The sequence below is a fragment of the Francisella salina genome, assembly GCF_000219045.1.
In the GTDB taxonomy this organism is placed as follows: domain Bacteria; phylum Pseudomonadota; class Gammaproteobacteria; order Francisellales; family Francisellaceae; genus Francisella; species Francisella salimarina.
This window is the reverse complement of the sequence record NC_015696.1, coordinates 41,389-65,966: the sequence shown is the minus strand read 5'-3', so window position 1 is coordinate 65,966 and position 24,578 is coordinate 41,389. Positions and strand designations below refer to the sequence as shown.

Sequence of the window (24,578 nt, the reverse complement as noted above, 5' to 3'; positions counted from 1 at the left end):
AGAATCATTAACTTGAATACTGGAAAGAAAATAAATATTATATAAGTTATATAAATTGACATACTTATTATGAGAAAATGAAAAAAATATGTACTTTCTTTGTGGCTGCGTTGTATGTTTCTATTGGTTTTTCTGCAAATGCCACAATAGACAATAGCTTAGCTAGTAGTGGTTCTGATGTTAACGTTAATCCTGCCCTAACGGAAGCTAACTCAGTTAAACCCAGCGATCATACAACGCCTATGGCAATGAATGCTACACCATCCCCTTTAAGTAAGGAAGCTAAAGAGGGTAACATACCAGCCATAGACCAACCTAAGCAACAAGAACAACTAGTTGGCTCAAACTCCGCAACTTGGACACCTGCATACCTCAGCGTCAAAAAGTTCAAAAAATGTTTAGAGGTTGAAAACTATAGAGGATGGCAAGGTTACTGCTTCCCCTCTGAAAAACCTAAAAACTGTCCTGATAAATCTTGGAAACAATTATCAGAGATGAATCTAATACCATGCTCCAACTCTAGCAATTAGTATTTGACTAACTAAGGTTTTTTCTATAGAATACCGAAACTATTTCTGTAATGTATTAAATAAAGATTAGAATTTTAAAGAGGAAATTAAAATGAAAAGAACATTCCAACCTTCAAACTTAAAAAGAAAAAGAACTCATGGCTTCCGTGCTCGCATGAAAACATTAAGCGGAAGAAAAGTTATTAGAAACAGAAGAGCTAAAGGTAGAGCAAAGCTTGCAGCGTAACTTTTGCCTAACAAAGCAAAATATACTCGATAAAAGTGAGATTAAACAAGCCTTTGGTAATGTAGATAAAAAACTCAGTACACTACATTTCACATTCTTTTTAAGTCACAGAACTCATAAAGAGCCAGGTATTTGTGCAATCTTACCAAAAAAAAGCATCAAAAAGGCTACTAAAAGAAATCTTTGTAGAAGACTTATTAAAGAGTCTTTTCGTTTACACAAAGATATCTTAGAACACAAATGCTTGATAGTTTTAAGTAAAAAACCAGCTGCTCAAGCGACTAAGGAAGAATTGTGGCACTCGATAAAAAATTTCGAAAATTTTTTAAAAGAATTACACTAGTTCCTTTTATAGCTCTAATCAATTTATACCGCTATTGTATAAGCCCCTTTATACCTGCTAGATGCAGATATTATCCTACTTGTTCAGAATATGCTCTAGAAGCTCTAAAAACTCATGGTATACTAAAGGGATTATATTTAAGTACCCGTAGGCTCTTAAGATGTCATCCGTTTGCAAAAAGAGACTACTACGATCCGGTTCCTTGTAAAAATAAAAAGGTTAATAATAAACAATGAAAGCTAATCATATAAGAATACTACTATTAGTCACGATAGCTATAATGCTTATCTCATTGATGGGTAGATGGGAGCAAACTTTCCCATCAAAAAGCAGTCAATCACAAACGACTCAAACTCAACAAGACAATAGTCACTACAATAGTGATGATACTCCTGCCACAACGAATGTGTCAACATCTGATGCAAAAGCATCATTAACGAAAACTACAAGTTTCTCAAAATATGATGATGCTAAAAGCGTAACTATTAACACAGATGTATTCAAAAATCTTAAGATCAGCTTACTTGATGGTGCTATTATTTCAGCATCATTAGAAGATTATAGCATTAGTCTTGATGATAAAACCCCAATGTCTCTGCTTACAAATAAGCAAGGTTCAGAATATATTGCTAAAAGTACTATTGTTATCAACAAAAAGCCTATTGATGTCAATTTTGAAAGCCAGGGAATCAAAAAAGAAAATGGAAAACAGATACTAACTCTTACTGGAAATGTTGATGGGTTAGAAATAACTAGAACATATACTTTTGATGATGCTAAATACAATATATCTGTATCTCAGGATATTAAAAATACAACTTCAGCGCCTGTAAATGTTATTATTGATGACTCATTAGCTAGAGACTTTAATCCAGCAGGCGATAGCTTTAGCCTATTAAATGCTCACAGCTATACTTTTACTGGTGTCGCTTACTCAACAGCTAATGACTCTTTCAGAAAAGAGTCTTTCAAAGACATTTCAAAAACTAACGGTCAGCCAACGGTTATAAGTAGTCAAGGTCTAGGTTGGGTTGCTTTCATACAACATTACTTTATGAGCGCTTGGATTCCACAATCAAATGACTCAAAAATTTACTATAAAAACCTGAACAATGATGTATTTGAAGCAGGTGCTTACACTGGACTTTCGATCGCACCTGGTCAATCAGAAAATATAGACTCAGTACTATATAGTGGACCAATTATTAAAGCCAACTTAGTAGATTTAGCTCCTAACCTAGAAAAAACTCTAGATTACGGAATGTTATCATTCTTCTCAGAGATAATTTTCTGGGTGATGAATCACATACATTCACTAGTAGGTAACTGGGGCTTAGCTATTATCCTTGTAACCTGCCTGATTAAGCTCATATTCTATCCTCTTTCTGCTAAGAGTTATCGCTCTATGGCAAAAATGAGAATGTTACAACCTAGAATCAAACGCTTACAAGAAACATATAAAGATGATCGTCAGGCTCTAGGTAAGAAAATGATGGAAATGTATAAAGAAGAGAAGGTAAACCCTCTAAGTGGTTGTTTACCTATGCTTATACAGATTCCTATTTTCATTTCACTATACTGGGTATTGCTAGAATCTGTAGAGTTAAGACAAGCTCCATTTATCTTCTGGATTCATGACTTATCTATGAAGGATCCTTACTTTGTATTACCTATACTTATGGGTATATCAATGTTCTTACAGCAAAAACTATCTCCAGCTCCTGCAGATCCTATGCAAGCTAAGATAATGATGTTCTTACCTGTGATATTTACATTCTTATTTGCTTCATTCCCATCTGGTCTAGTACTATACTGGCTAACTAACAACGTAATCAGTATCTTACAACAATGGATTATTACAAGACATTACCAAGCTACTCATAAAAAGTAATATGGATAAATCTCTACTTAAACCAAAATATTGGGGACTTTGGTTAGCTATTTTTATTGCTAAAATCTTAGTTAACACCCTGTCTTATAAGACTCTGATGCGATTAGCTATATTTATTGGCAAAATAGCAAAACCTTTAGCTAAAAAGCGTAATAAAGTAGCTTATATTAATCTAAAAATAGCTTTCCCAGATAAATCTGAAACTGAAATATTAAAATTAGTAGATGAGAGCTATAAGTCTGTTTGTATGGCCGGATTTGAAAGCTTAATAGCATGGTTTATGTCAGATAAGAATTTTAAAAAAATAAATGTAGATGAAACGGAATTTCAATCTTTTATTACTACTCATGAAAACTTAGATAAACCCTTAATGTCTCTAGGTTTTCACTTTCACACATTAGAGATAGCAGGTAGATATTGTGGAGACAAATTTAAGCCATTAAGCCTTATGTATCAGAAGCATAAAAACCCTGTAATGGAACACATAATCACTTCATCTCGATTAAAATATGTAGATAAATGTTTTGAGCGCAAAAATATGCTTACCATGATAAAAAGCTTAAGATCGAAGATGACTCTTTGGTATGCTCCTGACCAAGATTTTAAAGAACATAGTATTTTTGTACCTTTTTTCGGAAAACTTTGTTCTACATTAGTAGTCACCCCATGGTTAGCTCGGAAAACCAAATCTATAGTAATCCCTACATATTACGTTAGAAATAAAGACTTATCTGGATATAAGCTCATATCTGGCGAGCCAATGGAGTTTTCTGGGGATGATTATAAAGATGCTTTGCTTATTAATCAGTTTCTTGAAAGAGCTATTCGAAAATACCCTGAGCAGTACTTATGGCAACACCGTCGCTATAAGACAAGGCCACCAGGAGAAGAAAAGATTTATTAATGTTTATGATTAAAAAAGTGTATGTTAAAATAGGTTTAATATTTTAATTTAAAGATACTAATGAAAAATAACAAGCTTAAACCGAAAAATTGGGGTATTTGGGTTATTGTAGGTATAATGAACTTTGGCTCCAAATTACCTCTTTTCACTCATAAGTATGTAGTGCTTGCTATTGGTATTGTTATTAAACCACTCTTAAAAAGTAGAAATCGAATTGCTCGAGAAAATTTAAAGATTGCATTCCCAGAAAAGTCTTTGAAAGAAATAAATAAACTTGTTGATAAAAGCTATTATTCTATGGTTCTATCAGGAGCTGAAACTACTGCCGCTTGGTTTTTATCAAAAAAAAGGTTCAGTAAAATAGAGTTCGAATGGGAAGAAAACTCATTAGAGATCTTTAAAAGATATCATGAAAACCCGAATACAAATGTTATATTCCTAGGTTTTCACTTTCACTGTATAGAAATAGTTGGACGTTATGTAGCAGAAAATCATCCTCCTCTTACAGTTATGTACCAAAAGAACACCAATGATCTTCTTGAAGAGCTAATCAAAAAATACCGTGAAAAAAACATCTATAGATGTCTAGATAGTAAAAACTTAATAAGTGTTATTAAAAGCTTAAAAAGAGGCTACTCTATGTGGTACGCTCCAGATCAAGACTTTGGTTTAGAAAGCACTGGACTTGAAAACTCTATTTTTGCTCCATTTTTTGGAACTTTATGTTCAACTTTGACAGTAACTCCATGGTTAGCTGAAAAAACAGACTCTGTAGTATTACCTGTATATTATGTTAGGGAAAAGTGCCTAAAAAAATATAAAATAGTAATGGGAGAACCTCTAGAGTTCACAGGAGATGCATATAAAGATGCTGAAATAACAAATAAGTTTTTAGAGGATGCTATAAGTAAATACCCAGAGCAATACTTATGGCAACATCGTCGCTATAGAACTAGACCAAATGGCGAACCTCAAATATATTAAAGTAGTGTTGATATGCCGATAAATAATAAAAAAAAAGGATTTTCATTAGTTGAGTTGATGGTTGTAATCGCGATAATAGCAATTCTCGCATCAATTGGCATACCAATGTATAACAACTATATACTGAGAAATCACCGAACTGAAGCAACCTCTGAGCTGCTTTCAGCAGCTAGTGCGGCTGATAATTTTGAAATCCGTTTTGGGTCTTTTCCTTCTGGTAGTACGATAAGTAGCTTTTATCATGAAAATACTCAAAATAATTACTATCGCCTTACATACTGCTCTGGTGAGCCGGAGTGCCCAGAAGTTAGCTATGTATTAACGGCAATTGCTCAGAATTCACAAACAGCTGATACTCCATGCAGAAATATAGAACTTGAAGTTGATGGGGGTATTGTAAATAAGACTCCTCAAGAATGTTGGAATTAGAATCTTACTAAACTAAATAAGGATTTAAAAATGGCTAGTTATAGTACTAATGAGTTTAAGGGTGGCCTGAAAGTTTTAATCGATGGCAACCCAATGGTTATTATTGAAAATGAATTTGTAAAACCGGGTAAAGGACAGGCATTTAATAGGGTTAAACTAAAAAACCTATTAAATGACAGAGTAGTTGAAAAAACTTTTAAATCTGGCGAATCTGTTGAGGCTGCAGATGTTGAAGAATTATCTGCTGTTTACTCATACTTTGATGGTGAGTGCTATGTCTTTATGCATCCAGAAACTTTTGAGCAATATATGGTTTCTCAAGATGCTCTTGGTGAAACAAAAAAATGGCTCAAGGATCAAGATGAATATCAAGTAATTCTTTTTAATGGCCAACCCATCTCCATCATCCCTCCGAACTTTGTCAACTTAGAAATTATTGAGACAGATCCTGGTCTTAAAGGTGATACTGCAGGCACAGGTGGCAAACCAGCAACACTATCTACTGGTGCGGTAGTTAGAGTGCCTCTTTTTGTACAAACTGGTGAAATCATAAAAGTTGACACTAGAACTTCGACCTATGTATCAAGAGTAAAGGATTAAGCAAATGCAACCTACAGATAACTTGATCTGGATTGACCTTGAAATGACGGGGTTAGATGTTGATAGTTGCGCAATTATTGAAATAGCTACAATTATTACAGATAAAGACCTAAATATCATTGCAGAAGCAGAGCCAATAGCAATCCACCAATCAGATGAAATTCTAAATACAATGAATGAGTGGTGTATAAAGGTTCATGGAGAAACAGGTCTAACTCAGAGAGTAAAAGATAGTAAGACTTCATTAAAAGAAGCTGAGCGAAAAACCTTAGATTTTATAAAACAATATGTCCCTTATCAAAGTTCTCCTCTATGTGGTAATTCAATATGGCAGGATAGAAGATTCTTAGCAAAGTATATGCCTGATATAGACGACTATTGCCATTATAGAATGCTTGATGTTACAAGCTTAAAGCTTCTCAATGAATATTGGGGGGATGGCGAGAGCTTCTATAAAAAATCTACACACCAAGCTCTAGATGACATTAGAGATTCTATTTCTGAGTTAAAGTTCTATAGACAAAAACTTTTATCTGTTTAATAGTCCATTACTGAATTTCTAAAAGTTTTTTAAATACATCACAAAAAATCTTTAACCTAGCTCAGCAAATGTGCTATGATGAAGATTAGGTATACTTGAGAGTATGCTTAGTTTCAAATTAATTTTATGAAAAACTTGAGAGGAGTTTTTATGTCGAAATTTGTCTATGCCTTTAGCGAAGGTAATAAGTCTATGCGTGATTTGTTAGGTGGTAAAGGAGCTAATCTTAGTGAGATGCTTAATAGTGGATTGCCTGTACCAGATGGCTTTACAGTAACTACAGAAGCATGCCTAAAATACTATGATGACCGTCAAAAACTGAATGATCAGGTTAAAGAACAAATTTTTGCAAATGTTGCAGATTTAGAAAAAAGAACAGGCAAAACTTTTGGTGGAGGAAGTAATCCACTACTTGTATCCGTGCGTTCTGGTGCTAGAGTTTCTATGCCAGGTATGATGGACACAGTTCTAAACCTTGGTCTAAATGATGAAGTTGCAAGAGCTATGGTAGCAAAGACAAATAACGAGCAGTTTGTTTATGACAGCTACAGAAGATTCATAATGATGTTTGCAGATGTTGTTATGGACTGTGAGAAAAAACCTTTCGATAAAATACTTGATGATAAAAAAGAAAAGAGAAATGTCAAAAATGATTGCGATCTAAGTGCTCAAGACTATAAAGATATTGTTGCAGAATATAAGAAAGTCTACAAAGATCTAGTTGGCAAAGAATTTCCTACAGATCCTGTCGAGCAACTTTTAGCAGCTGTTGAAGCTGTATTTAGATCATGGAATGCTGAAAGAGCAATCATATATAGAGAAATCAATAATATCTCGAATAACTGGGGTACGGCTGTTAACGTCCAAGAAATGGTCTATGGTAACTCTGGAAATAACTCTGGTACAGGTGTTGCTTTTACAAGAAACCCTTCCACTGGTGAGAATGAACTTTTTGGTGAGTATTTGATCAATGCTCAAGGTGAAGATGTAGTTGCAGGTACCAGAACTCCTGCACATATTTCAACTTTGAAAGACAAAATGCCAGAAGTGTTTAATGACTTTGTAAAAATTGCTAAAAATTTAGAAAATGTCTACAAAGATATGCAAGATATGGAGTTTACTATCGAAGATGGTAAGCTTTTCATGCTGCAAACAAGAAATGGTAAAAGAACTGCAAAAGCAGCTTTGAAAATAGCTGTTGATATGGCTAAAGAAGGCCTAATCACAAACGAAGAGGCTGTGATGATGGTTGAACCTCACTTGCTAGAGCAACTACTACATCCTAAATTTGATGAAAAAGCTCTTGCTTCTAAGCGCCCTCTTGGTTCTGCATTAGGTGCTTCACCGGGTGCTGCAAGTGGTAGAATATATTTTGATGTTGAATCTTTGCTAGCAGCTAAAGCTCGTGGTGAGGAAAAAACTATCCTAGTTAGAATTGAAACTTCTCCTGAAGATATAGCAGGTATGAATGCTTGTAATGGTATCTTAACTCTACGTGGTGGTATGACATCTCACGCTGCTGTAGTAGCTCGTGGAATGGGTAAATGTTGCGTATCTGGATTAGAAGCAGCTAGAATCGATGAAGATAAAAAAACTATTACTTTTGAGAGAGGTCAAGTTTTCTCTGAGGGTGATTATTTATCTCTTGACGGTACAAAAGGTACTGTATACAGAGGTATTATCAAAACTGTTGATCCTGAAGTTACTCAAGACTTTGAAGAGTTTATGAAATTTGTTGACAATGTTCGTAAGCTTCGTGTTAGATGTAATGCTGATACATTCAAAGATGCCTCTGTTGCTAGAGCGTATGGTGCTGAAGGTATCGGACTATGCCGTACAGAACACATGTTTTTTGAAGAAGATCGCATATCTTATGTTAGACAAATGATCTTAGCTAAAGATAAAAAAGAAAGACAAAAGGCTTTGGATAAGTTGCTTCCAGTACAGCAACAAGACTTTGAAGAGCTTTTTGAGGCTATGGATAATCTAGCTGTAACTATCAGATTTATAGATCCTCCTCTACATGAATTTTTACCTCATGAAGTTGATGAGATTGATGATCTAGCCCGCGAATTTAATATTAGCTACAGTGAGTTAGAAGCTCGTATAGAAGCTTTAAATGAAATGAATCCCATGATGGGTCATAGAGGCTGTAGACTCGCTGTGACATATCCAGAAATCATCGAGATGCAAACTAAAGCTATCATCTATGCGGCAATTTCAAGCAAACGTATGGGAATTGAAGTTAAACCTGAGCTTATGATTCCATTAGTTAGCACTCTTGGAGAATTCAAATTACTAAGCGGTATAGTTAGAGAAGTTGCTAACACAATTCTTAAACGTGAAAAAATAGATATCGACTATAAAGTTGGTGTAATGCTAGAAACTCCTCGTGGAGCTATTGGTGCAGGTCTGCTTGCTGAAGCTGGCAGTGAGTTCTTCTCATTCGGTACAAATGACTTAACTCAGATGACTTTTGGCTTTAGCAGAGACGATGCTAATAAATTCATTAAAGACTACCTTGAAAAGGGTATTTTAAGCTTCGATCCATTTGCTAGACTAGATCCTAAAGGTGTAGGTAAACTGATGGAAATAGCTAAAGAAGGTGTCAAAGCTGTTAACCCAAATGCTAAAATGGGTATATGTGGCGAGCATGGTGGTGAGCCATACTCTGTTGGTTTCTGTCATGATTTGGATCTTGACTATGTATCTTGCTCTCCTTTTAGAGTTCCTATAGCAAGATTATCAGCTGCTCAAGCAAAAATTTATGCTGATCGCAGATAATTAACTATCTTTTAAATTCTTCCCTTTCAAAAAATTTCACTAGTTAAGCTAAATCAAGGTTTACTCTAAAATATTATATGGCTACAATAACTATATTGAGTTTTATATAGTGGTATTTTAAATAAAATATCCTTTAATCAAAAGCTAAGGGAAAATGCATAAAAAAGTAGATTCATGTATGCAGATACGAAGACAAAAAGGGAGTAATTTCTCTATAGTCGAAGCAGTTGGTAGTGGTAAAACAGCCACTGCTATGTTTTCTCAAAAAATCAAATCTCAAAGTAACTCTTCTCAAGCACTCCTCTCCCTCAGCACAAAACTCCTCTGTCTATAATTTTAGACATTGTTGCATAAAAATATATTTTAAATAATTACAAAATATCGAGGGTCAATATGATAGATAAAATTTGGAAAAATGGCGAGATAATCTCCTATGAAAAGGCAAAAGTTGGTATAGATACTCACTCTTTGCATTACGGGTCATCTGTATTTGAAGGTATAAGATCCTATGATACTCCTAATGGTGTAGGTGTTTTAAAACTAAAAGAGCATATGCAAAGATTTATGTACTCGATGAGTGTCCTAGGCATGACGTGTAAATATACCCTTGATGAACTATGCCAAGCTGTATTAGATACTATCAGAGCTAGTGGCAAAAAATCTTGCTATATAAGACCTTTAGCATATTTTGCTGAAGGAGGAGTTAGTGTATTACCTGCGAAAGATCACCCTGTTGATATCACTATCTATTGCATAGATATGGGTAAATATATGGCTGCTGATAAAGTAGACATCAAAGTTAGTAAATATATAAGAATTCACCCTCGCTCTACTGTCTGTGATGCTAAGATTGGTGGGCACTATGTCAACAGTATACTAGCTTCTAGAGAGACTCTTGGTACGCATTACCATGAATCTCTGCTTCTAGATGCTGATGGCAATGTGGCTGAAGGTGCTGCAATGAATGTCTTTTTTGTCAAAGATAATGAAGTTATAACAACTCCATTAGGAACTATACTAGATGGGATAACTCGTAAGCTTATAATCCAAATTGCTAAAGATTTGGGCTATAAAGTTACAGAACGCTTGTTTAAAGTTGATGAGCTAATAAATGCAGATGAGGCTTTCTTCTGTGGAACTGCTGCTGAAATCACTCCTGTGGCAAGTATAGATGATAATAAGTTAAAAAGTAATGACCACACAATAACCAATCAAATAAAAGAAGTCTTTGAAAAACTTAAAAAAGGCGAAGCTTATAAAGATGCTTTAACTTATGTATAGGAGCCAGTGAAATGGATAAAAAGAAAATTTATATTTTTGATACAACTCTTAGAGATGGACAACAGTCTCCTGGAGCTGGGATGTCTTTTGAAGATAATATTGCGTATGCAGATCTTGCAGATAAGCTAAATATCGATGTCCTAGAAGCAGGCTTCCCTTCAGCAAGTAATACAGATTTTGAAATAGTAAATACTATCTCAAAAAGAATGGCTGAGAAAAACTCTAATATGGTTATTGCTGGACTATGTCAGTTAAGAAAAAACCAAGTAGAGATCACAATGGATGCATTACGTCCATCATTAGCAATAGGTAAAGCTAGAGTTCATATGTATTTGCCTGTAGATCCAAATCTAGCTCAAGCTAGTCTTGGTAGCAAAAATGATAACGAGCAGAATATCAAAAATGTTTATGAGTTAATTAAGCTAGCTAGTGATCAAGGCTTTGAAGTCGAGTTTAGCGCAGAAGGATATTCAAGACTAGGTGATACTTTTGACTATGTTACTGATGTTTTTAGGGCTGCAGTATCTGCTGGTGTTACAGTTATCAACTGTCCTGACACTATTGGTGGAGCTTGTGAGCGTGAAAATGATAACTACTTTGTCAAAAATATGACTAAACATGCTGAAATCATCAAAAAAGAATTCCCTGATAAAAATATAATCTGGTCAGCACATTGTCATAATGATTTGGGATTAGCATTAGAGAACTCTATGAACGCTGTATTTGATGGTCCTGCGACACAAGTAGAGGGCTGTATCAACGGTGTTGGTGAAAGAGCTGGTAACGCATCATTAGAACAATGTGTGATGTTTATAAACCTTTTTGGTGAACAAAAAGATTGTCATTATTATAATGATATTAATATTGCTAATTTTAAAACTATTTCAGATTTTATTGGCAAAAGAATGTTATCAAGACAACCTCACCACCCTATCACAGGTCTAAACTCAGCACGACACACTTCTGGTGGGCACACCAATGCGATACTAAAAAATCCTCTAGCATATCAGCCATTTCACCCAGAATCTGTCGGTAATGAAATTAGCTTTATTTTTGGTCCATTATCAGGTGGTAACCATGCTAAGAAAATTATCGAAGAAAATGGTTATATTTGTGATGATAAAGAAAAAGCAGCTATAGCTCAGCAAATAAAAGATATTTATCATGAGCGTAGAAAAGGTATCACAGATGAAGAACTAATACTGGCTTATAAGCAGATTAAATCTCCGATTAATGTATCAGCTATAGACTACGGTAAATCTAATGGTGAAACCTATGTTGAGCTTAAGGGAAAATTCTTTGGAAATATAGACTATAGAATTACTGATAATGGCGATAACTCAGCTCTTTCAGCACTATTAAAAGGTATACAGGAGCATATACCAGAGATAAATATTTCAGATTACTTCTCTAGGTCATTAAAAGATGCTGGGATTAACTCCAAATCTGAAACCACCATTATAATCAAAACTGGTGAAAATAGTCCGGTCGTTGAAGGGATTGCTGTAGATCAAGATATTGAGATATCTTCACTTAAAGCATTAATAACAGCAACTAATAAGCTATATATAGAAACAAACTATAGGAAATAAAATGGCAAAAAATATTATTGATAAAATCTGGGATGCTCACGTTGTAAAACATATACCTGACTTTCCTGATATTTTATATATAGATAGAATGCTTATGCATGAAGTAACATCTGCTCAAGCTTTTGATAAAATTAGAGAGTTAAATATACCTATCAATAATCCGAAATCGATTATTGCGACTGTAGATCATAGTATATCAACATCACCAATCAATAGATTAGAGATGAAAGATAAAACTGCTCAAGCTCAAGTTGAGAAATTACGAAGCAATGTTAAAGAATTTGGTATTGATTTTTATGATTTTGAAAGCCAACATCAAGGGATTGTCCATGTCATAGGTCCAGAGCTTGGCTTTACATTACCAGGTATAACTCTTGTATGTGGTGACTCTCATACTTCAACTCATGGTGCATTTGGTGCTTTGGCATTTGGGGTGGGAACATCTGAAGTTGGACATGTACTTGCTACTAACTGTATTTTGCAATATAGACCAAAGACAATGAAAGTAGAGTTTGTTGGTAAGCCGTCAAAGTCAGCTACGGCTAAAGATATTATCATGAAGCTAATCGCTAATATTGGTATTGGTGGTGCTGGTGGTTATGTCATCGAGTATGTTGGCCAAGCGATCAAAGATATGACTATGGAAGAGCGTATGACACTATGTAATATGTCGATAGAATGTGGTGCAAGAGCTGGTTTGGTTTCTCCTGATGAGAAAACTTTTAGCTACTTAAAAGGTAAAAAATATGCGCCTCAAGGTAAGGATTTTGACAAATCTGTAGAATATTGGAATAGCTTTATCAGTGATGAAAACGCTCACTATGACAAAACTATCAAAGTCGATATTGAAGGACTTGAGCCAATGGTTACATGGGGAATAAACCCTCAACATGCTATCAGTATCTCAGCTAAGATTCCAAGCTTGAAGGATATACCTACTCATCAACACAAACTGGCTCAACAAGCTTATGACTATACTAAATTTAATGCCGATGAAGATATCTTTGGTAAAGAAATACAGTGGGCATTTGTTGGTAGCTGTACTAATGGTCGTATAGAAGATATGCGCGCTGTGGCTAATGTTTTAAAAGGCAAACAGGTTGCTAAAAATGTAACTATGTATATAGTTCCTGGGTCAGAGCAAGTACGAAATATTGCAATAGCAGAAGGTTTAGATAAGATCTTTGCGGATGCTGGTGCTGAATTTAGAATGCCTGGTTGCTCAATGTGTTTAGCAATGAATGATGATAAGGTTCCAGAAGGTCAAAGATGTATTAGTACCTCAAATAGAAACTTCATCGGCCGTCAAGGTAAAGGAAGTATAACCCATCTTGCTTCACCACAAACAGTTGCTGCTAGTGCTGTTATGGGTAAGATTTGTAGTATTGATAAATTAGATAAGGAGCTATAAGAATGCAAGCTTTTAAAAAACTAACATCTAGCGCAATTCCTTTATGGCTAAGTGATATTGATACAGATATGATTATTCCTGCAAACTTTCTAACTCAAACAACAAAAGATGGTTATGGAAAAAGCTTATTCCACAACTTGAAAGAGAAAGATAGCAGCTTTGTTTTTAATAATCCTAACTATTCCAGCTCTGAAATATTGATTGCCGGAGATAATTTTGGCTGTGGTTCATCAAGAGAGCATGCTGTTTGGGCGCTAACTCAAGCGGGTATCAAAGTTATAATTGCACCGTCATTTTCTGACATATTTTTCAATAATGCTGCAAAAAATGGCTTATTGTTAATCTCATTAGACAAAGATACTGTCAAAGAATTATGTGATAAGGCAGAAGATCCAAAATTTAGTATGACTATTGATCTACAAGAGCAAACGGTGACTGTTGATGGCAATATTTATAGCTTTGATTATGATCCTTTCCGTAAAGATTGTCTGATTAGAGGACTTGATGACATGACTTATCTTATTGAACATCTAGATATAATCAAACAATTTGAACAATCACAAAGAGGCTAAAATGGAAAAAAATATTGCTATATTAGCAGGTGATGGAATCGGACCTGAAGTAATGGAATCAGCAATCAAAGTTCTTGATTCTATTGCTAAAAAATATAATCATAAATTTAACTATATAGAAGCTCTTGTTGGTGGTGCAGCTTATGATAAATATAAAAGCCACTGTCCAGAAGAAACATTAGAGATATGTAAAAAATCTGATGCAATACTTTTTGGCTCTGTTGGTGGGCCTGTTGAAGCTCAAAATGAAGAAAAATGGCAAGGCTGTGAGGCTAATAGTATTCTAGCTCTTAGAAAACACTTTGGTTTTAATATAAACATCCGTCCTAGCCAGATTTTTCCAGCACTCAAAGAAACTTGTCCACTAAAGGATAGTCGTATTGCAAATGGTGCAGATATTGAAATCTTTAGAGAACTATCTAGAGATATCTACTTTGGTGAGCATAGAACTTTTACAGATGCCCATGGTGTAAGATGTGCAACTGATATTGCTGAGTATGATGAACATACGATTAGAAATATTGTTGTGCAAGCATTTGAAAGAGCTACTCAACGCTCAAATAGACTTACATCTGTAGATAAGGCTAATGTCTTAGATACATCTCGACTATGGAGAAATATTGTCAATGAAGTGGCTAAAAATTATCCAAATGTAAATGTTAATCATATGTATGTTGATAATTGTGCAATGCAAATGGTACTTAATCCTAGTCAATTTGATGTAATGGTTACTGGTAACCTTTTTGGTGATATTATTTCTGATTTAGCATCTGTATTACCTGGTTCTATTGGCTTAGTACCATCTATAAGCTTAAATAAAGATAGTTTTGGACTATATGAGCCTTCTGGTGGTTCTGCTTATGATATCAAAGGTCAGGGCAAAGCAAACCCAATTGCGCAGATTTTATCTGCATCATTAATGCTTTCTTATTCATTTGGCTTAGTAACAGAGGCAGAAGCCATTGCAAGTGCTATCAATAAGACTCTTGAAGATGGCTTTAGAACTTCAGATATATACACTCAAGGAACTAAACTAGCCTCAACAATAGAGTTTACCGATGAGATTATAAATAGACTATAAAACTCTTATTATATTATCCTAAAGAAATGTTATTCTTCTTGGTTATACTAGTAGCTAGTCTAGCTACCAAAGCATATACGATACCTAAAATGATAGTTATTACACCTAACCATAAAAAGTAATTTTGATAGATATTTAAACTCATAATAGGATCAATCTTACCTTCTGGCATAGCTACAAGCTGACCTAGTTTACCAGATAATGCGCCGCCAAAAGCTAATGCAAGCATAAAAAAGCCCATGCCTAGCGTAACTATCTCTTTTCTAAAATAAATCGCTATCAAAGAAAAACCTAAAGCAGCAACCAACAATTCAGCTAATGCTCCAAAGAAGAAGTAGATAATCATCCAATTACCATCAATAAAGCCATTTTTCTGTGTTAGCATAATCACTAAGTATAATGTTAATGGAGCTATCCCAGCTATCACTGTACCTATAGAGTATTTATAAGGGATAGATAAATGACTTACACTCTTCTTATACAGTATTGCCAAAATAGGACTTAGAACCACTAACCAAAAAGAGTCTAGTGCTGCATAAGTTGCTGGAGAAACATTAAACCCAATCAAATTAAGATTTACATTATGGTCAGCAAACAAAACTAGTGTAGAAAACATCTGGTTATAAATGATAAAATAGATAACTGCTTCGATTACTAAAATTACACCTATTATCTGTAGTATTTTTTCTTTTTTACTCGAAGTATTTTTTGCATCATTCAGCATGTACAAAAAAGTTAATAAACAGACAACTATTATCAAATACAGAGATATATCTGTCATCTGAAATAAAGCATAACAAATAGCTATTTGTAATAAACATACCAATGAGACTAGAGCTTTAGTTTTATTGGTTATTTTTTTATTCTCTGGTTCAATATCTTTTAATAATCTTGCACGCCAAGCATAATTTGATAATGCTAAAATCATACCAATAACACAAATTATAAAAGCATATGAATAACTAGTATATTTTGCAATAATAGGAGTAAATGCTATTGCTAAAAAACTCCCTATATTTACACCCATATAATAAAGTGTAAATGCTGAATGTGACTGTGAAGGATTGTCATTAAAAATCTTTGAAATTAACGCTGTTGGAGCAGGCTTAAATAAACCATTACCAACAATAATTAATGATAACGCCCAGCTAATATGCTTAAGATCATTAGACATTGCTAATACAACATAACCTAATAACAGTAGAATTGCACCAGTAACCAAAGCATTTTTTATGCCGATAACTTTATCAGATATATATCCACCTATGGTTGGCGTAATATAAATTAATGAAGCAAATATCCCAAAAATTAGATACCCTTGTGACTCACTAATATGACTAGCTGTTATAAAAAGCATAAATAAAGCTTGGAAGCTATAAAAAGCATATCTCTCCCATAACTCTATAAACCACAATACTGAAAACTGCCTTACCTTTATATCCTTTATCAAAATCAATTCTCTTTACTAAATTTATAACAATATAATCTATAACACATTGTGCAAAATAGTAAGCCTAATTTTGTTTTAATGATTATAAATTGACTATAGATATTTAGTCACTTAAACTTTTCTTATATACTTCTTTATTGTTTTGAAAATGCTTATAACAAAACTCGATGAAAATTCTTTTAGCCTAAATGTCAAAACTAACTGTGCAATATCTTTTGACTATAATACCAATCAGCATGGGCAATTTAAGCTCTATCACAATGATACAGTTGTAGAATGTCATCCAATCCAAACAACCACATTAAAAACTAAGTATTATCATATTGAGTGGTTACTAGAAGCTAGTAAGAAATATATCCTAAAAATTGTTTGTGATACTCAAAATATAAGTATAGAGAACGGTTGGCTGTATGATGATTCTTTGCTTGAGCAGGGAGGTATCTGCTTTAGTCTAAAACATGGTAAATGGCAGTCATGTCATTCTCATGATAATTCAAATATAAGAAATACTGAGCGTCTACAATATCACTTCACTGCAAAAGAAGCTTGGTTAAATGATCCAAATGGCTTAGTTTACTTCAAGGGTAAATATCATATGTTTTACCAGCATTATCCTTATGGTAAGCATACACCAATGCTACACTGGGGACATGCAATATCTGAAGATATGGTATATTGGCAACATCTACCTATTGCTATTTACCCACAAAACGATCTTGATGATAGATATATTGGTGGTGCTTTCTCAGGAAGTGCTACAGTTATCAATAATGAGCTTTTTCTGACTTATACAGAGCACTTTGAAGATTTAGACAATACTCCAAATATCTTTATAGAAAAACAAAATCTCATCAAAAGCAAAGATGCTATTCACTTCTCAAAACCCACAACAGTAATAAATCATAAGCCAGATTTTTGCTCTTATGATTTTAGAGATACTAAAGTATGGTTTGATGAAAAATTTGGCTGTTACTACCTAATTATTGGCACCTATGCAAATGGATATCCAAGCGTTGTACTGTATAGATCTGATGATGGTGAGAGCTGGGTTTATCATAGTATCTTATTTCAAGAGAAAACTCTCTCGGGTAGAACATTAGAGTGTCCAGATCTATTTTACCTTGATGGTAAATATGTTCTTATTTTGTCAATATTTGAAACTAAAGATAAAAAGGATTTTAATTATCAATCGTATTACTATATTGGTGATTTTGATGGCAAACATTTCATACCTAAGACTCCTCTTAGATATATAGACTCTGCGAAGGAATTTTATGCTCCACAAACTTTCGAAGCTAATGGTAATAGATATGCCATAGGCTGGATGAACTGTTGGGAAGATTTTAAAAATCGAGCAAAAGAAGATTCTGCAGGTGCTATGAGCTTAATGAGACAGCTTAGAATAAACAAAGATAAACTTTTATCTTATCCTGTAGATAATTATAAAAACCTTAGAAATAAAACTATAGAAATCAGAAACTTCGATCAAGATATTGCTCTGCTTTCAAATCTAATAGAACTAAATTTAGATTTTAGCTCTAAAGAGCAATGGCAACTAAATCTTCTTAAAACTAATCAAAATCATATCTTTAATATTAGCTATCAAAATAATCAGTTAATTGTAAAAAATAACTTCTCGGAGGTCATGACAGAAGCTTCTATAGTAGATATATCATCTCAAAATGTAAGTGTAGATATTTTCTTAGATACAACTAGTATAGAGCTTTTTGTTAATAAAGGTGAAGAGTCTATTACGATGCGATTTGACCCTTCTAATATAATAGAAAATACATTACAGATAAGTGTAGCTAATAAAAATGATATAACTGTCAAGCTACATCAGCTTAGTTCAATATGGAAATGATTTAATCCTATAGTGCTTAAGAGTATCTACTTCTTCTCCGTGCAGTGAAGTTCGATTGATATTTTAATTAAATATTATTAGAATCATAAGTGTATATTAAAAAAATCAGGGTGGAAATTATGAAAAAATTTTTGATTCTTGGTGTACTTATCGCATCATATAGTGTCGCAAATGCTGAGAGTTTTCATATAAATGCTGCAAAGGAAAAGGTTAATAGTATTTGTATTATCAATAACCCTAAAGTGACAGTCGATGGATTTGTTGACGAGACAACCTCTGTTCTAGAGAAACAAGGTGTAAAAGTTTACAATGGAGAAAGCAAAGATTGTCAAGCAAATTTAGAGTATGTTGCAGATATGCATTGGATGGGTGTTAAACACTTATCAAAAGTTGATTATAAACTTTCTGATGCTAAAACAAAAGAAATCCTCGCTACTGCTGAATATGACTGTGGTAACTTTAGTTTAGATAAATATCACGCTAAAGTTGATGTTGTTGTACCTGAACTAATAGCAAAATTACTACCACAAAATAAGTAGTTTAATAAAAGACTCTATCATCTAATCTTACATTTGGTGTTTTTTGTTTGAAACTCGTCTAGCAAAGATTAATAAATTTAATAAACAATTATAGAGACTCAAAATGGCATCAATTAATACAAGTAATCAATTATCAACTTTTATAGTCCCAGAAAACTTAAAAATAAAAGCCGTAAGTATTTGTTTCATAGCCGCTTTTATTACAGGTGGTTTTGGAGCTATATTAGGACTAATATCACCCCAGATTTCTAGTCATTATCATGTAAATGTATCACATATTGTCTATATTGATGTGTTGAATATATTAGGTCTCTTGATAGGTAACGCCTTAAGCTCAAAAACAATGAGCTCTTTAGGTTGCAGAAATACCTTATTAATTGCCTTGATAATAGGCCTTATCGCTCAACTTACCATAGCAGCAGGATTTCCTTTATATATCTATGCTTTGTGCGCTCTTTTAAATGGTACTTGTGTAGGCTTTTTAGTTCCTGCTGTTAGTCAGACTATTCATGCAGCATACTCTAAAAGTGGCAAAAGTGAATCGCGCCTAAATGTTCTAAATTTCTTCTTTGGCGCAGGATCTGCATTTGTACCCTTTATTGGTGGTCATATAGTTGAACACTTCTCATGGCGTGCAGTATTTATAGGCATGGGATGCTTATACTTAGTGTTATTAGTAATTATATTTTTGACTAAATTTGAAGATAAAAGTTCTATCAAAATTGATAACATAGATAACAAGCTCGAATCATCTAAACCAAAACTTCTAAATCTTAGTGTAGTGCTGATTGCATTAGCGATAATGATTTATGTATATATCGAATATATTGTTTCATATTGGTTCTCACCATATTTACAAGAAGCTAAGCATTTAAAAGTCACAGATGTCGGTCTTATTATCGGCTTATTTTGGGGTATTATTGCCATTTCAAGACTGATTGTAGGACTATTCGTACTTACAAGAATTAAGCCTGCTATTTATATTATGATAAGTTCATTTATTACTTTGATAGGATTTATAATATTCTTGATTGCTGAGAGTCTTTATGGATTTATATTAGGTGGTGTAGTGTTAGGATTTGGATGTGCGGCGATGTTCCCTACACTTCTAGGCTATGGTATAAATAATGCTAATTACTCAAGTCCTAAAGTGTCTTCTTTCTTGATAATGTCTGGCTCAATCGGCGCTTCAATCTGCTTATTTATTTCTGGATTCTTAGGTCAACATATAGACAAACAGGTTCCTATTATACTTGGACCAATTTTATGTGTGATTATTATAGTTATAATTTTTATGGTGCATATAAGAAAGCTTACTTCTCAACAAAATAGAACGTAAAAGGTTTCTCTTGAGGTTTTATTTTATCTACTAATTGCACATTTTGGCACTTCTTATATATAACCTTATAGCCGAGTGTTTTGATATCATTATCTATATAACCATACTCACCACCACAGCCAGGGAAAACCATAACCATAGAGCCTTTAGAGCTTAACTTGTACCACTCTCTTACAAAGTTAGGGTGTTTACTCATAAATGCTGTCAGATAAAGTCCATAATCCCAGCTTCCTGATGCATACTCTGGGTAAGCTAAATGATTATCTTTAATTAAATTATCGGCTACTACCGCAATACCATTGCCAATGTTGTTATGCTCTATCTTATTATTTGTGAAAGTACTAATATTAAATGCAATAAAATAAATTAAATTCACAATCAAACCAAATACCGCTATCTTGTATAGAGAAATATTAGTCGTTTTTAGTCTAAATAATATATATATAGCTGGAATAAATAATGCTGTAGCACACACTAACCACTCTGTTGGTAATGCTCCATTAAACACTTCAAATAAACAAAAAATTATATATGGAACAACTCCTATATAAACTATAGCCTTTTGGTTATTGACTAATTTAGAGTCACTTCTCACTAAATTCTTTCTAAAAGCTAAATATACAAGAATAACTATAGCAACAGCAAAATTAAGTAGCTGAAATATACTATCAAATAAACCATTAAATATATTAAAAAGCATACTAGAATTAGGCTCAGCAACTCTAGCTGCTGCATAATGTATAGTGATAAAGTTAAGCTCATACAAAGAAACCATACCTGGTATTAGCAATACAAAACCAAATATAGCTGATAATAAGATATTCTTAGTATAATGAATCTTGTAATTAAATATTAAATACATCAGCATTGCGATTGCTACTATAGCTATTTGAAACTTAGCATACACTGCTAAAGCAACTATTAAAGCAGTTAAAAGCCAATAGATAGTTCTATTAGAATCTATAGCTTTTATAAAAAAATAAGCACTTGCTGTCCAAAATGGTAGCAGTATTATATTTTGATTATATTGAAGAAAAAATTCTCCCATATAAAAAAAGCTTAATAATGATAGTAAGGTAACAAAGATAGCTTCTTTATGCTCAAAATATAGCCTCATTATCTTGTATATATATAGCCATGTAACAACTATACAAATAGATGTTGCCAGTAGATTCGCTAATAATGGTGAAAAAAGTAAAACAAATGGCTTGAGGAATAGTGCTCCTAAACCTGGATGCTTATCATACATTAAACTTGGATGCATACCCCACATAATATTTTCTACAGTATCAGGAGAAATACTATAAGGAGAATGAATCAAAAGAGTTAGCCCATCCCATATCAAAAGATACAAAACGACAAAAAGAGCCAGAGGAAATATTTTTTTCATTTAGAGATTTTATTTAACAAATATTTTTGTAAGAGTATACAGATGTTTTTGATACAATTTAAGGATTGATTTAACAAAACAATATATTGATATGCTTAGTATCATACAAAGAGTAAACTGCGCAAATGTAGTAGTTGATGGTCAAAAAGTTGCTGATATAAATAAAGGTATCTTAGCACTAGTGTGTGTTGAGAAAGAAGACACTCACCAAAACTTCGAAAAAATGACTGATAAAATCATCAAGTATCGTATATTTGAAGATGATGTAGGCAAGATGAACTTATCTCTAGCAGATATTAATGGAGAGATAATTCTTGTACCACAATTTACACTTGCTGCTGATACAAAGAAAGGTAATAGACCAAGCTTTAGTAGTGGTTGTCCTCCTGAAATAGCAAAAGAAAAATTCAAAGAGTTTGTAGATATATTCAAGAATAAATATAATAAAGTCCAAACAGGAATATTTGGTGCTGATATGAAAGTGTCTTTAACAAATGATGGACCAGTAACTTTTAGTTTTAAGATTTAGTAATTAGTAAAAAATATATGATATTTATTATAGAAAATAAATGCACATTAGCGATTAGTGATTTCAAAAACAAATAGCTAGGAAATAAAATTAAATTGTTTGAACAATGTGAGTTTTTTATTTTCTATTTACTTTAAACTACGATAGCGTAGTGCTAGGCAGTTTTGCATACTTTTTCTGCTATGAAAAAAGTATGTCGCTATAGCTTACAGAGTAAGCAGCGAAAAAATTAAGATTAAGGAACCTTAAAATGCAAAAAAGAATTTGTATAATTGGTGGTAATGGTGAAATGGGTCAAATGACTCAAAATATCTTTAGTAAATTCCTACCTGAGTATGCACTAACTATTTTTGATGAAAGTGATTGGCAAACGCCCGAGCAAAAACTTGCTAATCAAGACATTGTTATATTATCTGTACCAATATATTTAACTGATGAAATTATCAAAAAAACAATACCCTATCTTTCTGAAGGCACTATATTAGCTGACTATACTAGTATCAAAAAAGAACCTTTAGATAGTATGTTAGCTAATTATGATGGTCCTGTAGTGGGTCTACATCCCATATTTGGTCCAACTATTAGCTCTCCAGATAATCAGGTAATTGTAGTCTGTGCTGGTAAACAGCAAGATAAGTATCAATACTTTATCGATGATCTAGCGAGAATTGGCTTTAGTATCGAAAAAATGACTCCCGAAGAGCATGATGAAGCTATGACTTTTATCCAAGGTATTGAGCATTTTAGTGTCTACTGTCTAGGTCTATTTCTTAAGCACAAAAATGTTGATATTCAAAAAATGCTAAAGCTAGCAAGCCCTGTATATAAAATGGAACTCAATATTGTTGGTAGACTTTTTAGCCAGGGTCCAGGCTTATATGCTGATATTATTATGTCAGATAAGCAAAGACAGCAAACTATCGCCCAATTTGCTGAATTTGTAAACTCTAATGCTGAAAAAGTATCTGATGGTGATAAACAAACATTTATCGAGAACTTCAAAGCAGTTAAAGAATGGATGGGAGATTTTGCCCCGCAATCATATAAAAATACAGATAAGCTACTGCTTAAAAAGAAAAGTTATGAATAAGTATTCAGAGCACTATATATAATAGGTATCTGCCAAATTAGTAACCCTAAGATCAATACTCCTCTCATAGCATTTTTTCTAGTTAAATTCTTAGATGTCAAAAACTCCCAAGTATGGATAACTGCCGATAGAGTAAAAAAGGTTAAGCAACATAGTAGTACAGTAGCATCAGCATAGATTCCCCATTGCATATACCAAACAAAACTAGCAACTAAAGCTACAGATAAATTATTAACACCAGATTGTAGTTGGTAAGGTCGATTTGTTTGCCTACCTAAAGATTTTGCTGATTGTTTACTAAAAAATATCCCCTCTAATCCAGAGAGTCCTGATAGTGATATAACAATAATCAATGTATTATAGTGCAGTAGCTCTATAGAGTTTTGGTTAAACAGAAAGGAGACCACAAGCCACCAACAACTATTATACCAATCCTTGTAAACTCTATAATTTTTGAAATCATAAATTAAAAGCCAAACTTCCTGACAATCTCTTTTACTAGCTTTTTACCTCTAATAGGATTAAACATTATAGAACTTAGCGATAAATGATCCGCTCCAGCCTCGATATATTTCTTGGCATCATCTAGCGTGTAAATGCCACCACCGCCAATAATAGTGATACTATCGCCGAACTCTTCTCTAGCTTTTTTGATAGCAGGCAAACTATACTCATGTAATGGATAACCTGAAACTCCACCCTTAGCTGTAGGGATAGTATTACATAGATGAAAAGTTGTAATACCTACTGCAAGATACTCTCTAATCTTAGCATTATGATCTACAGTTGGTGGCATTTTGATACTGATATTTCTACCAGCAAATATCGGAGCTAGCTCAGCTGGAAAATCAACAATACTAGCGTTAGGACAACCTATATTTATCTCAATATTCTTATGATTGGCAAACTTTGGTAACTTTAAAGTCTCTGCAAAACTATGCCAGTCTGACATCTCTAATGCCGCCAAAGATATAATATCTTGCGACCTTTTCGGTGGCTTTGCATTTGCTAACCCTGGGTTACGCAAACCAATCTTATTACGCCAAGCATTTTTATCTATTTTACGGATAGTTTTGAGAGCTTGTTTGATAAGCCCCCAGCGTCTATTAACTGTAAAAGAACCATAAACATTAGAGGTTTCGGTAAATTTAAGATATTTACCAAATGGTGGCGAGATTATTATTCTTTTAAGATCTTGATTTTGCATC

Annotated in this window: 25 protein-coding genes; 21 read left to right on the top strand and 4 right to left on the bottom strand. The window is 33.4% G+C overall.

The features are described from left to right. Positions 1–77 precede the first annotated feature (77 nt). The 16 genes from F7308_RS00295 (at position 78) to leuB (ending at position 15,169) form a co-directional block, all read left to right on the top strand. Complete coding sequence (locus F7308_RS00295; RefSeq protein ID WP_013921852.1) at positions 78–530, top strand: hypothetical protein; 453 nt, start codon at positions 78–80, stop codon at positions 528–530. Positions 531–621: 91 nt separating this feature from the next. Next, complete coding sequence (gene rpmH, locus F7308_RS00290) at positions 622–756, top strand: 50S ribosomal protein L34 (protein ID WP_003014180.1); 135 nt, start codon at positions 622–624, stop codon at positions 754–756. After that, positions 746–1,099 carry a ribonuclease P protein component gene (rnpA, locus tag F7308_RS00285; RefSeq protein WP_013921851.1) on the top strand — a complete coding sequence of 118 codons (354 nt, stop codon included), beginning with the start codon at positions 746–748 and terminating at the stop codon, positions 1,097–1,099. Before rpmH ends, rnpA begins: the two co-directional genes overlap by 11 nt. Continuing rightward, positions 1,051–1,335, top strand: coding sequence for a membrane protein insertion efficiency factor YidD (yidD, locus tag F7308_RS09960; RefSeq protein WP_013921850.1), 285 nt, complete (start codon positions 1,051–1,053; stop codon positions 1,333–1,335). The genes rnpA and yidD overlap by 49 nt, the downstream gene beginning before the upstream one ends. After that, on the top strand, positions 1,332–2,990 hold the full coding sequence (gene yidC / locus F7308_RS00280) for a membrane protein insertase YidC (protein WP_013921849.1): 1,659 nt from the start codon (positions 1,332–1,334) through the stop codon (positions 2,988–2,990). The genes yidD and yidC overlap by 4 nt, the downstream gene beginning before the upstream one ends. 1 nt (position 2,991) lies before the next feature. Further along, complete coding sequence (locus F7308_RS00275) at positions 2,992–3,894, top strand: LpxL/LpxP family acyltransferase (RefSeq protein WP_013921848.1); 903 nt, start codon at positions 2,992–2,994, stop codon at positions 3,892–3,894. A gap of 60 nt (positions 3,895–3,954) precedes the next feature. Next, positions 3,955–4,878: a lysophospholipid acyltransferase family protein gene (locus F7308_RS00270; RefSeq protein WP_013921847.1), complete on the top strand. Its 924-nt coding sequence runs from the start codon at positions 3,955–3,957 to the stop codon at positions 4,876–4,878. 12 nt (positions 4,879–4,890) lie between these two features. Next, positions 4,891–5,307, top strand: coding sequence for a type IV pilin protein (locus F7308_RS00265; RefSeq protein WP_013921846.1), 417 nt, complete (start codon positions 4,891–4,893; stop codon positions 5,305–5,307). A gap of 30 nt (positions 5,308–5,337) precedes the next feature. After that, the gene (efp, locus tag F7308_RS00260) at positions 5,338–5,907 is read left to right on the top strand and encodes an elongation factor P (RefSeq protein WP_013921845.1); all 570 of its coding nucleotides are present in this window, start codon (positions 5,338–5,340) and stop codon (positions 5,905–5,907) included. 4 nt (positions 5,908–5,911) lie between these two features. Beyond that, a complete protein-coding gene (gene orn / locus F7308_RS00255; RefSeq protein WP_013921844.1) occupies positions 5,912–6,448 on the top strand; it encodes an oligoribonuclease in 537 nt (178 codons plus the stop codon). A 150-nt stretch (positions 6,449–6,598) separates the two neighbouring features. Next, the gene (gene ppdK, locus F7308_RS00250; RefSeq protein WP_013921843.1) at positions 6,599–9,232 is read left to right on the top strand and encodes a pyruvate, phosphate dikinase; all 2,634 of its coding nucleotides are present in this window, start codon (positions 6,599–6,601) and stop codon (positions 9,230–9,232) included. A gap of 393 nt (positions 9,233–9,625) precedes the next feature. Continuing rightward, positions 9,626–10,513 (top strand): branched-chain amino acid transaminase, encoded by an 888-nt coding sequence (locus F7308_RS00240; RefSeq protein WP_013921842.1) that lies wholly within the window; start codon positions 9,626–9,628, stop codon positions 10,511–10,513. Between the two features lie 11 nt (positions 10,514–10,524). Further along, complete coding sequence (locus F7308_RS00235; RefSeq protein WP_013921841.1) at positions 10,525–12,105, top strand: homocitrate synthase/isopropylmalate synthase family protein; 1,581 nt, start codon at positions 10,525–10,527, stop codon at positions 12,103–12,105. A 1-nt stretch (position 12,106) separates the two neighbouring features. Further along, positions 12,107–13,516, top strand: a complete 1,410-nt coding sequence (leuC, locus tag F7308_RS00230) for a 3-isopropylmalate dehydratase large subunit (RefSeq protein WP_013921840.1) — start codon at positions 12,107–12,109, stop codon at positions 13,514–13,516. A gap of 2 nt (positions 13,517–13,518) precedes the next feature. Further along, positions 13,519–14,088, top strand: coding sequence for a 3-isopropylmalate dehydratase small subunit (gene leuD, locus F7308_RS00225; RefSeq protein WP_013921839.1), 570 nt, complete (start codon positions 13,519–13,521; stop codon positions 14,086–14,088). Position 14,089: 1 nt separating this feature from the next. Further along, positions 14,090–15,169 carry a 3-isopropylmalate dehydrogenase gene (gene leuB, locus F7308_RS00220; protein ID WP_013921838.1) on the top strand — a complete coding sequence of 360 codons (1,080 nt, stop codon included), beginning with the start codon at positions 14,090–14,092 and terminating at the stop codon, positions 15,167–15,169. A 13-nt stretch (positions 15,170–15,182) separates the two neighbouring features. On the opposite strand, the gene F7308_RS00215 is transcribed toward leuB, so the two are convergent. Further along, the gene (locus tag F7308_RS00215; protein WP_013921837.1) at positions 15,183–16,619 is read right to left on the bottom strand and encodes a peptide MFS transporter; all 1,437 of its coding nucleotides are present in this window, start codon (positions 16,617–16,619) and stop codon (positions 15,183–15,185) included. A 148-nt stretch (positions 16,620–16,767) separates the two neighbouring features. On the opposite strand from F7308_RS00215, the gene F7308_RS00210 reads away from it, so the two are divergent. The 3 genes from F7308_RS00210 to F7308_RS00200 all read left to right on the top strand — a co-directional run bounded on the left by F7308_RS00210 (position 16,768) and on the right by F7308_RS00200 (position 20,361). Next, positions 16,768–18,483: a glycoside hydrolase family 32 protein gene (locus F7308_RS00210; RefSeq protein ID WP_013921836.1), complete on the top strand. Its 1,716-nt coding sequence runs from the start codon at positions 16,768–16,770 to the stop codon at positions 18,481–18,483. A gap of 119 nt (positions 18,484–18,602) precedes the next feature. Continuing rightward, positions 18,603–19,022: a hypothetical protein gene (locus F7308_RS00205; protein ID WP_013921835.1), complete on the top strand. Its 420-nt coding sequence runs from the start codon at positions 18,603–18,605 to the stop codon at positions 19,020–19,022. A 103-nt stretch (positions 19,023–19,125) separates the two neighbouring features. After that, complete coding sequence (locus tag F7308_RS00200; RefSeq protein WP_013921834.1) at positions 19,126–20,361, top strand: MFS transporter; 1,236 nt, start codon at positions 19,126–19,128, stop codon at positions 20,359–20,361. Here the strand turns inward: F7308_RS00200 and F7308_RS00195 are convergent. Then, positions 20,336–21,751 carry a glycosyltransferase family 39 protein gene (locus F7308_RS00195; RefSeq protein WP_013921833.1) on the bottom strand — a complete coding sequence of 472 codons (1,416 nt, stop codon included), beginning with the start codon at positions 21,749–21,751 and terminating at the stop codon, positions 20,336–20,338. The genes F7308_RS00200 and F7308_RS00195 overlap by 26 nt on opposite strands. Before the next feature lie 91 nt (positions 21,752–21,842). On the opposite strand from F7308_RS00195, the gene dtd reads away from it, so the two are divergent. Both dtd and tyrA read left to right on the top strand, forming a co-directional pair. Then, positions 21,843–22,280 (top strand): D-aminoacyl-tRNA deacylase, encoded by a 438-nt coding sequence (dtd, locus tag F7308_RS00190; RefSeq protein ID WP_013921832.1) that lies wholly within the window; start codon positions 21,843–21,845, stop codon positions 22,278–22,280. Between the two features lie 250 nt (positions 22,281–22,530). Beyond that, positions 22,531–23,370, top strand: a complete 840-nt coding sequence (gene tyrA / locus F7308_RS00185) for a bifunctional chorismate mutase/prephenate dehydrogenase (RefSeq protein WP_013921831.1) — start codon at positions 22,531–22,533, stop codon at positions 23,368–23,370. On the opposite strand, the gene F7308_RS00180 is transcribed toward tyrA, so the two are convergent. Both F7308_RS00180 and F7308_RS00175 read right to left on the bottom strand, forming a co-directional pair. Then, entirely contained in the window at positions 23,361–23,777 is a 417-nt protein-coding gene (locus tag F7308_RS00180) for a DUF6790 family protein (RefSeq protein WP_013921830.1), read from the bottom strand. The two genes, tyrA and F7308_RS00180, sit on opposite strands and share 10 nt — an antisense overlap. A 59-nt stretch (positions 23,778–23,836) precedes the next feature. Then, positions 23,837–24,577, bottom strand: a complete 741-nt coding sequence (locus tag F7308_RS00175) for a HisA/HisF-related TIM barrel protein (RefSeq protein ID WP_013921829.1) — start codon at positions 24,575–24,577, stop codon at positions 23,837–23,839. Position 24,578: the final 1 nt, after the last annotated feature.

What these genes read in the sequence shown, in the direction of transcription:
- leuD (WP_013921839.1), top strand. Translation starts at nt 13,519, where the DNA reads ATGCAAGCTTTTAAAAAACTAACATCTAGCGCAATTCCTTTATGGCTA.
- orn (WP_013921844.1), top strand. Translation starts at nt 5,912, where the DNA reads ATGCAACCTACAGATAACTTGATCTGGATTGACCTTGAAATGACGGGG.
- leuC (WP_013921840.1), top strand. Translation starts at nt 12,107, where the DNA reads ATGGCAAAAAATATTATTGATAAAATCTGGGATGCTCACGTTGTAAAA.
- F7308_RS00275 (WP_013921848.1), top strand. Translation starts at nt 2,992, where the DNA reads ATGGATAAATCTCTACTTAAACCAAAATATTGGGGACTTTGGTTAGCT.
- F7308_RS00295 (WP_013921852.1), top strand. Translation starts at nt 78, where the DNA reads ATGAAAAAAATATGTACTTTCTTTGTGGCTGCGTTGTATGTTTCTATT.
- F7308_RS00210 (WP_013921836.1), top strand. Translation starts at nt 16,768, where the DNA reads ATGCTTATAACAAAACTCGATGAAAATTCTTTTAGCCTAAATGTCAAA.
- F7308_RS00175 (WP_013921829.1), bottom strand. Translation starts at nt 24,577, where the DNA reads ATGCAAAATCAAGATCTTAAAAGAATAATAATCTCGCCACCATTTGGT.
- efp (WP_013921845.1), top strand. Translation starts at nt 5,338, where the DNA reads ATGGCTAGTTATAGTACTAATGAGTTTAAGGGTGGCCTGAAAGTTTTA.
- F7308_RS00200 (WP_013921834.1), top strand. Translation starts at nt 19,126, where the DNA reads ATGGCATCAATTAATACAAGTAATCAATTATCAACTTTTATAGTCCCA.
- F7308_RS00235 (WP_013921841.1), top strand. Translation starts at nt 10,525, where the DNA reads ATGGATAAAAAGAAAATTTATATTTTTGATACAACTCTTAGAGATGGA.
- leuB (WP_013921838.1), top strand. Translation starts at nt 14,090, where the DNA reads ATGGAAAAAAATATTGCTATATTAGCAGGTGATGGAATCGGACCTGAA.
- ppdK (WP_013921843.1), top strand. Translation starts at nt 6,599, where the DNA reads ATGTCGAAATTTGTCTATGCCTTTAGCGAAGGTAATAAGTCTATGCGT.
- dtd (WP_013921832.1), top strand. Translation starts at nt 21,843, where the DNA reads ATGCTTAGTATCATACAAAGAGTAAACTGCGCAAATGTAGTAGTTGAT.
- yidC (WP_013921849.1), top strand. Translation starts at nt 1,332, where the DNA reads ATGAAAGCTAATCATATAAGAATACTACTATTAGTCACGATAGCTATA.
- F7308_RS00270 (WP_013921847.1), top strand. Translation starts at nt 3,955, where the DNA reads ATGAAAAATAACAAGCTTAAACCGAAAAATTGGGGTATTTGGGTTATT.
- F7308_RS00205 (WP_013921835.1), top strand. Translation starts at nt 18,603, where the DNA reads ATGAAAAAATTTTTGATTCTTGGTGTACTTATCGCATCATATAGTGTC.
- F7308_RS00265 (WP_013921846.1), top strand. Translation starts at nt 4,891, where the DNA reads ATGCCGATAAATAATAAAAAAAAAGGATTTTCATTAGTTGAGTTGATG.
- F7308_RS00240 (WP_013921842.1), top strand. Translation starts at nt 9,626, where the DNA reads ATGATAGATAAAATTTGGAAAAATGGCGAGATAATCTCCTATGAAAAG.
- rpmH (WP_003014180.1), top strand. Translation starts at nt 622, where the DNA reads ATGAAAAGAACATTCCAACCTTCAAACTTAAAAAGAAAAAGAACTCAT.
- F7308_RS00195 (WP_013921833.1), bottom strand. Translation starts at nt 21,751, where the DNA reads ATGAAAAAAATATTTCCTCTGGCTCTTTTTGTCGTTTTGTATCTTTTG.
- tyrA (WP_013921831.1), top strand. Translation starts at nt 22,531, where the DNA reads ATGCAAAAAAGAATTTGTATAATTGGTGGTAATGGTGAAATGGGTCAA.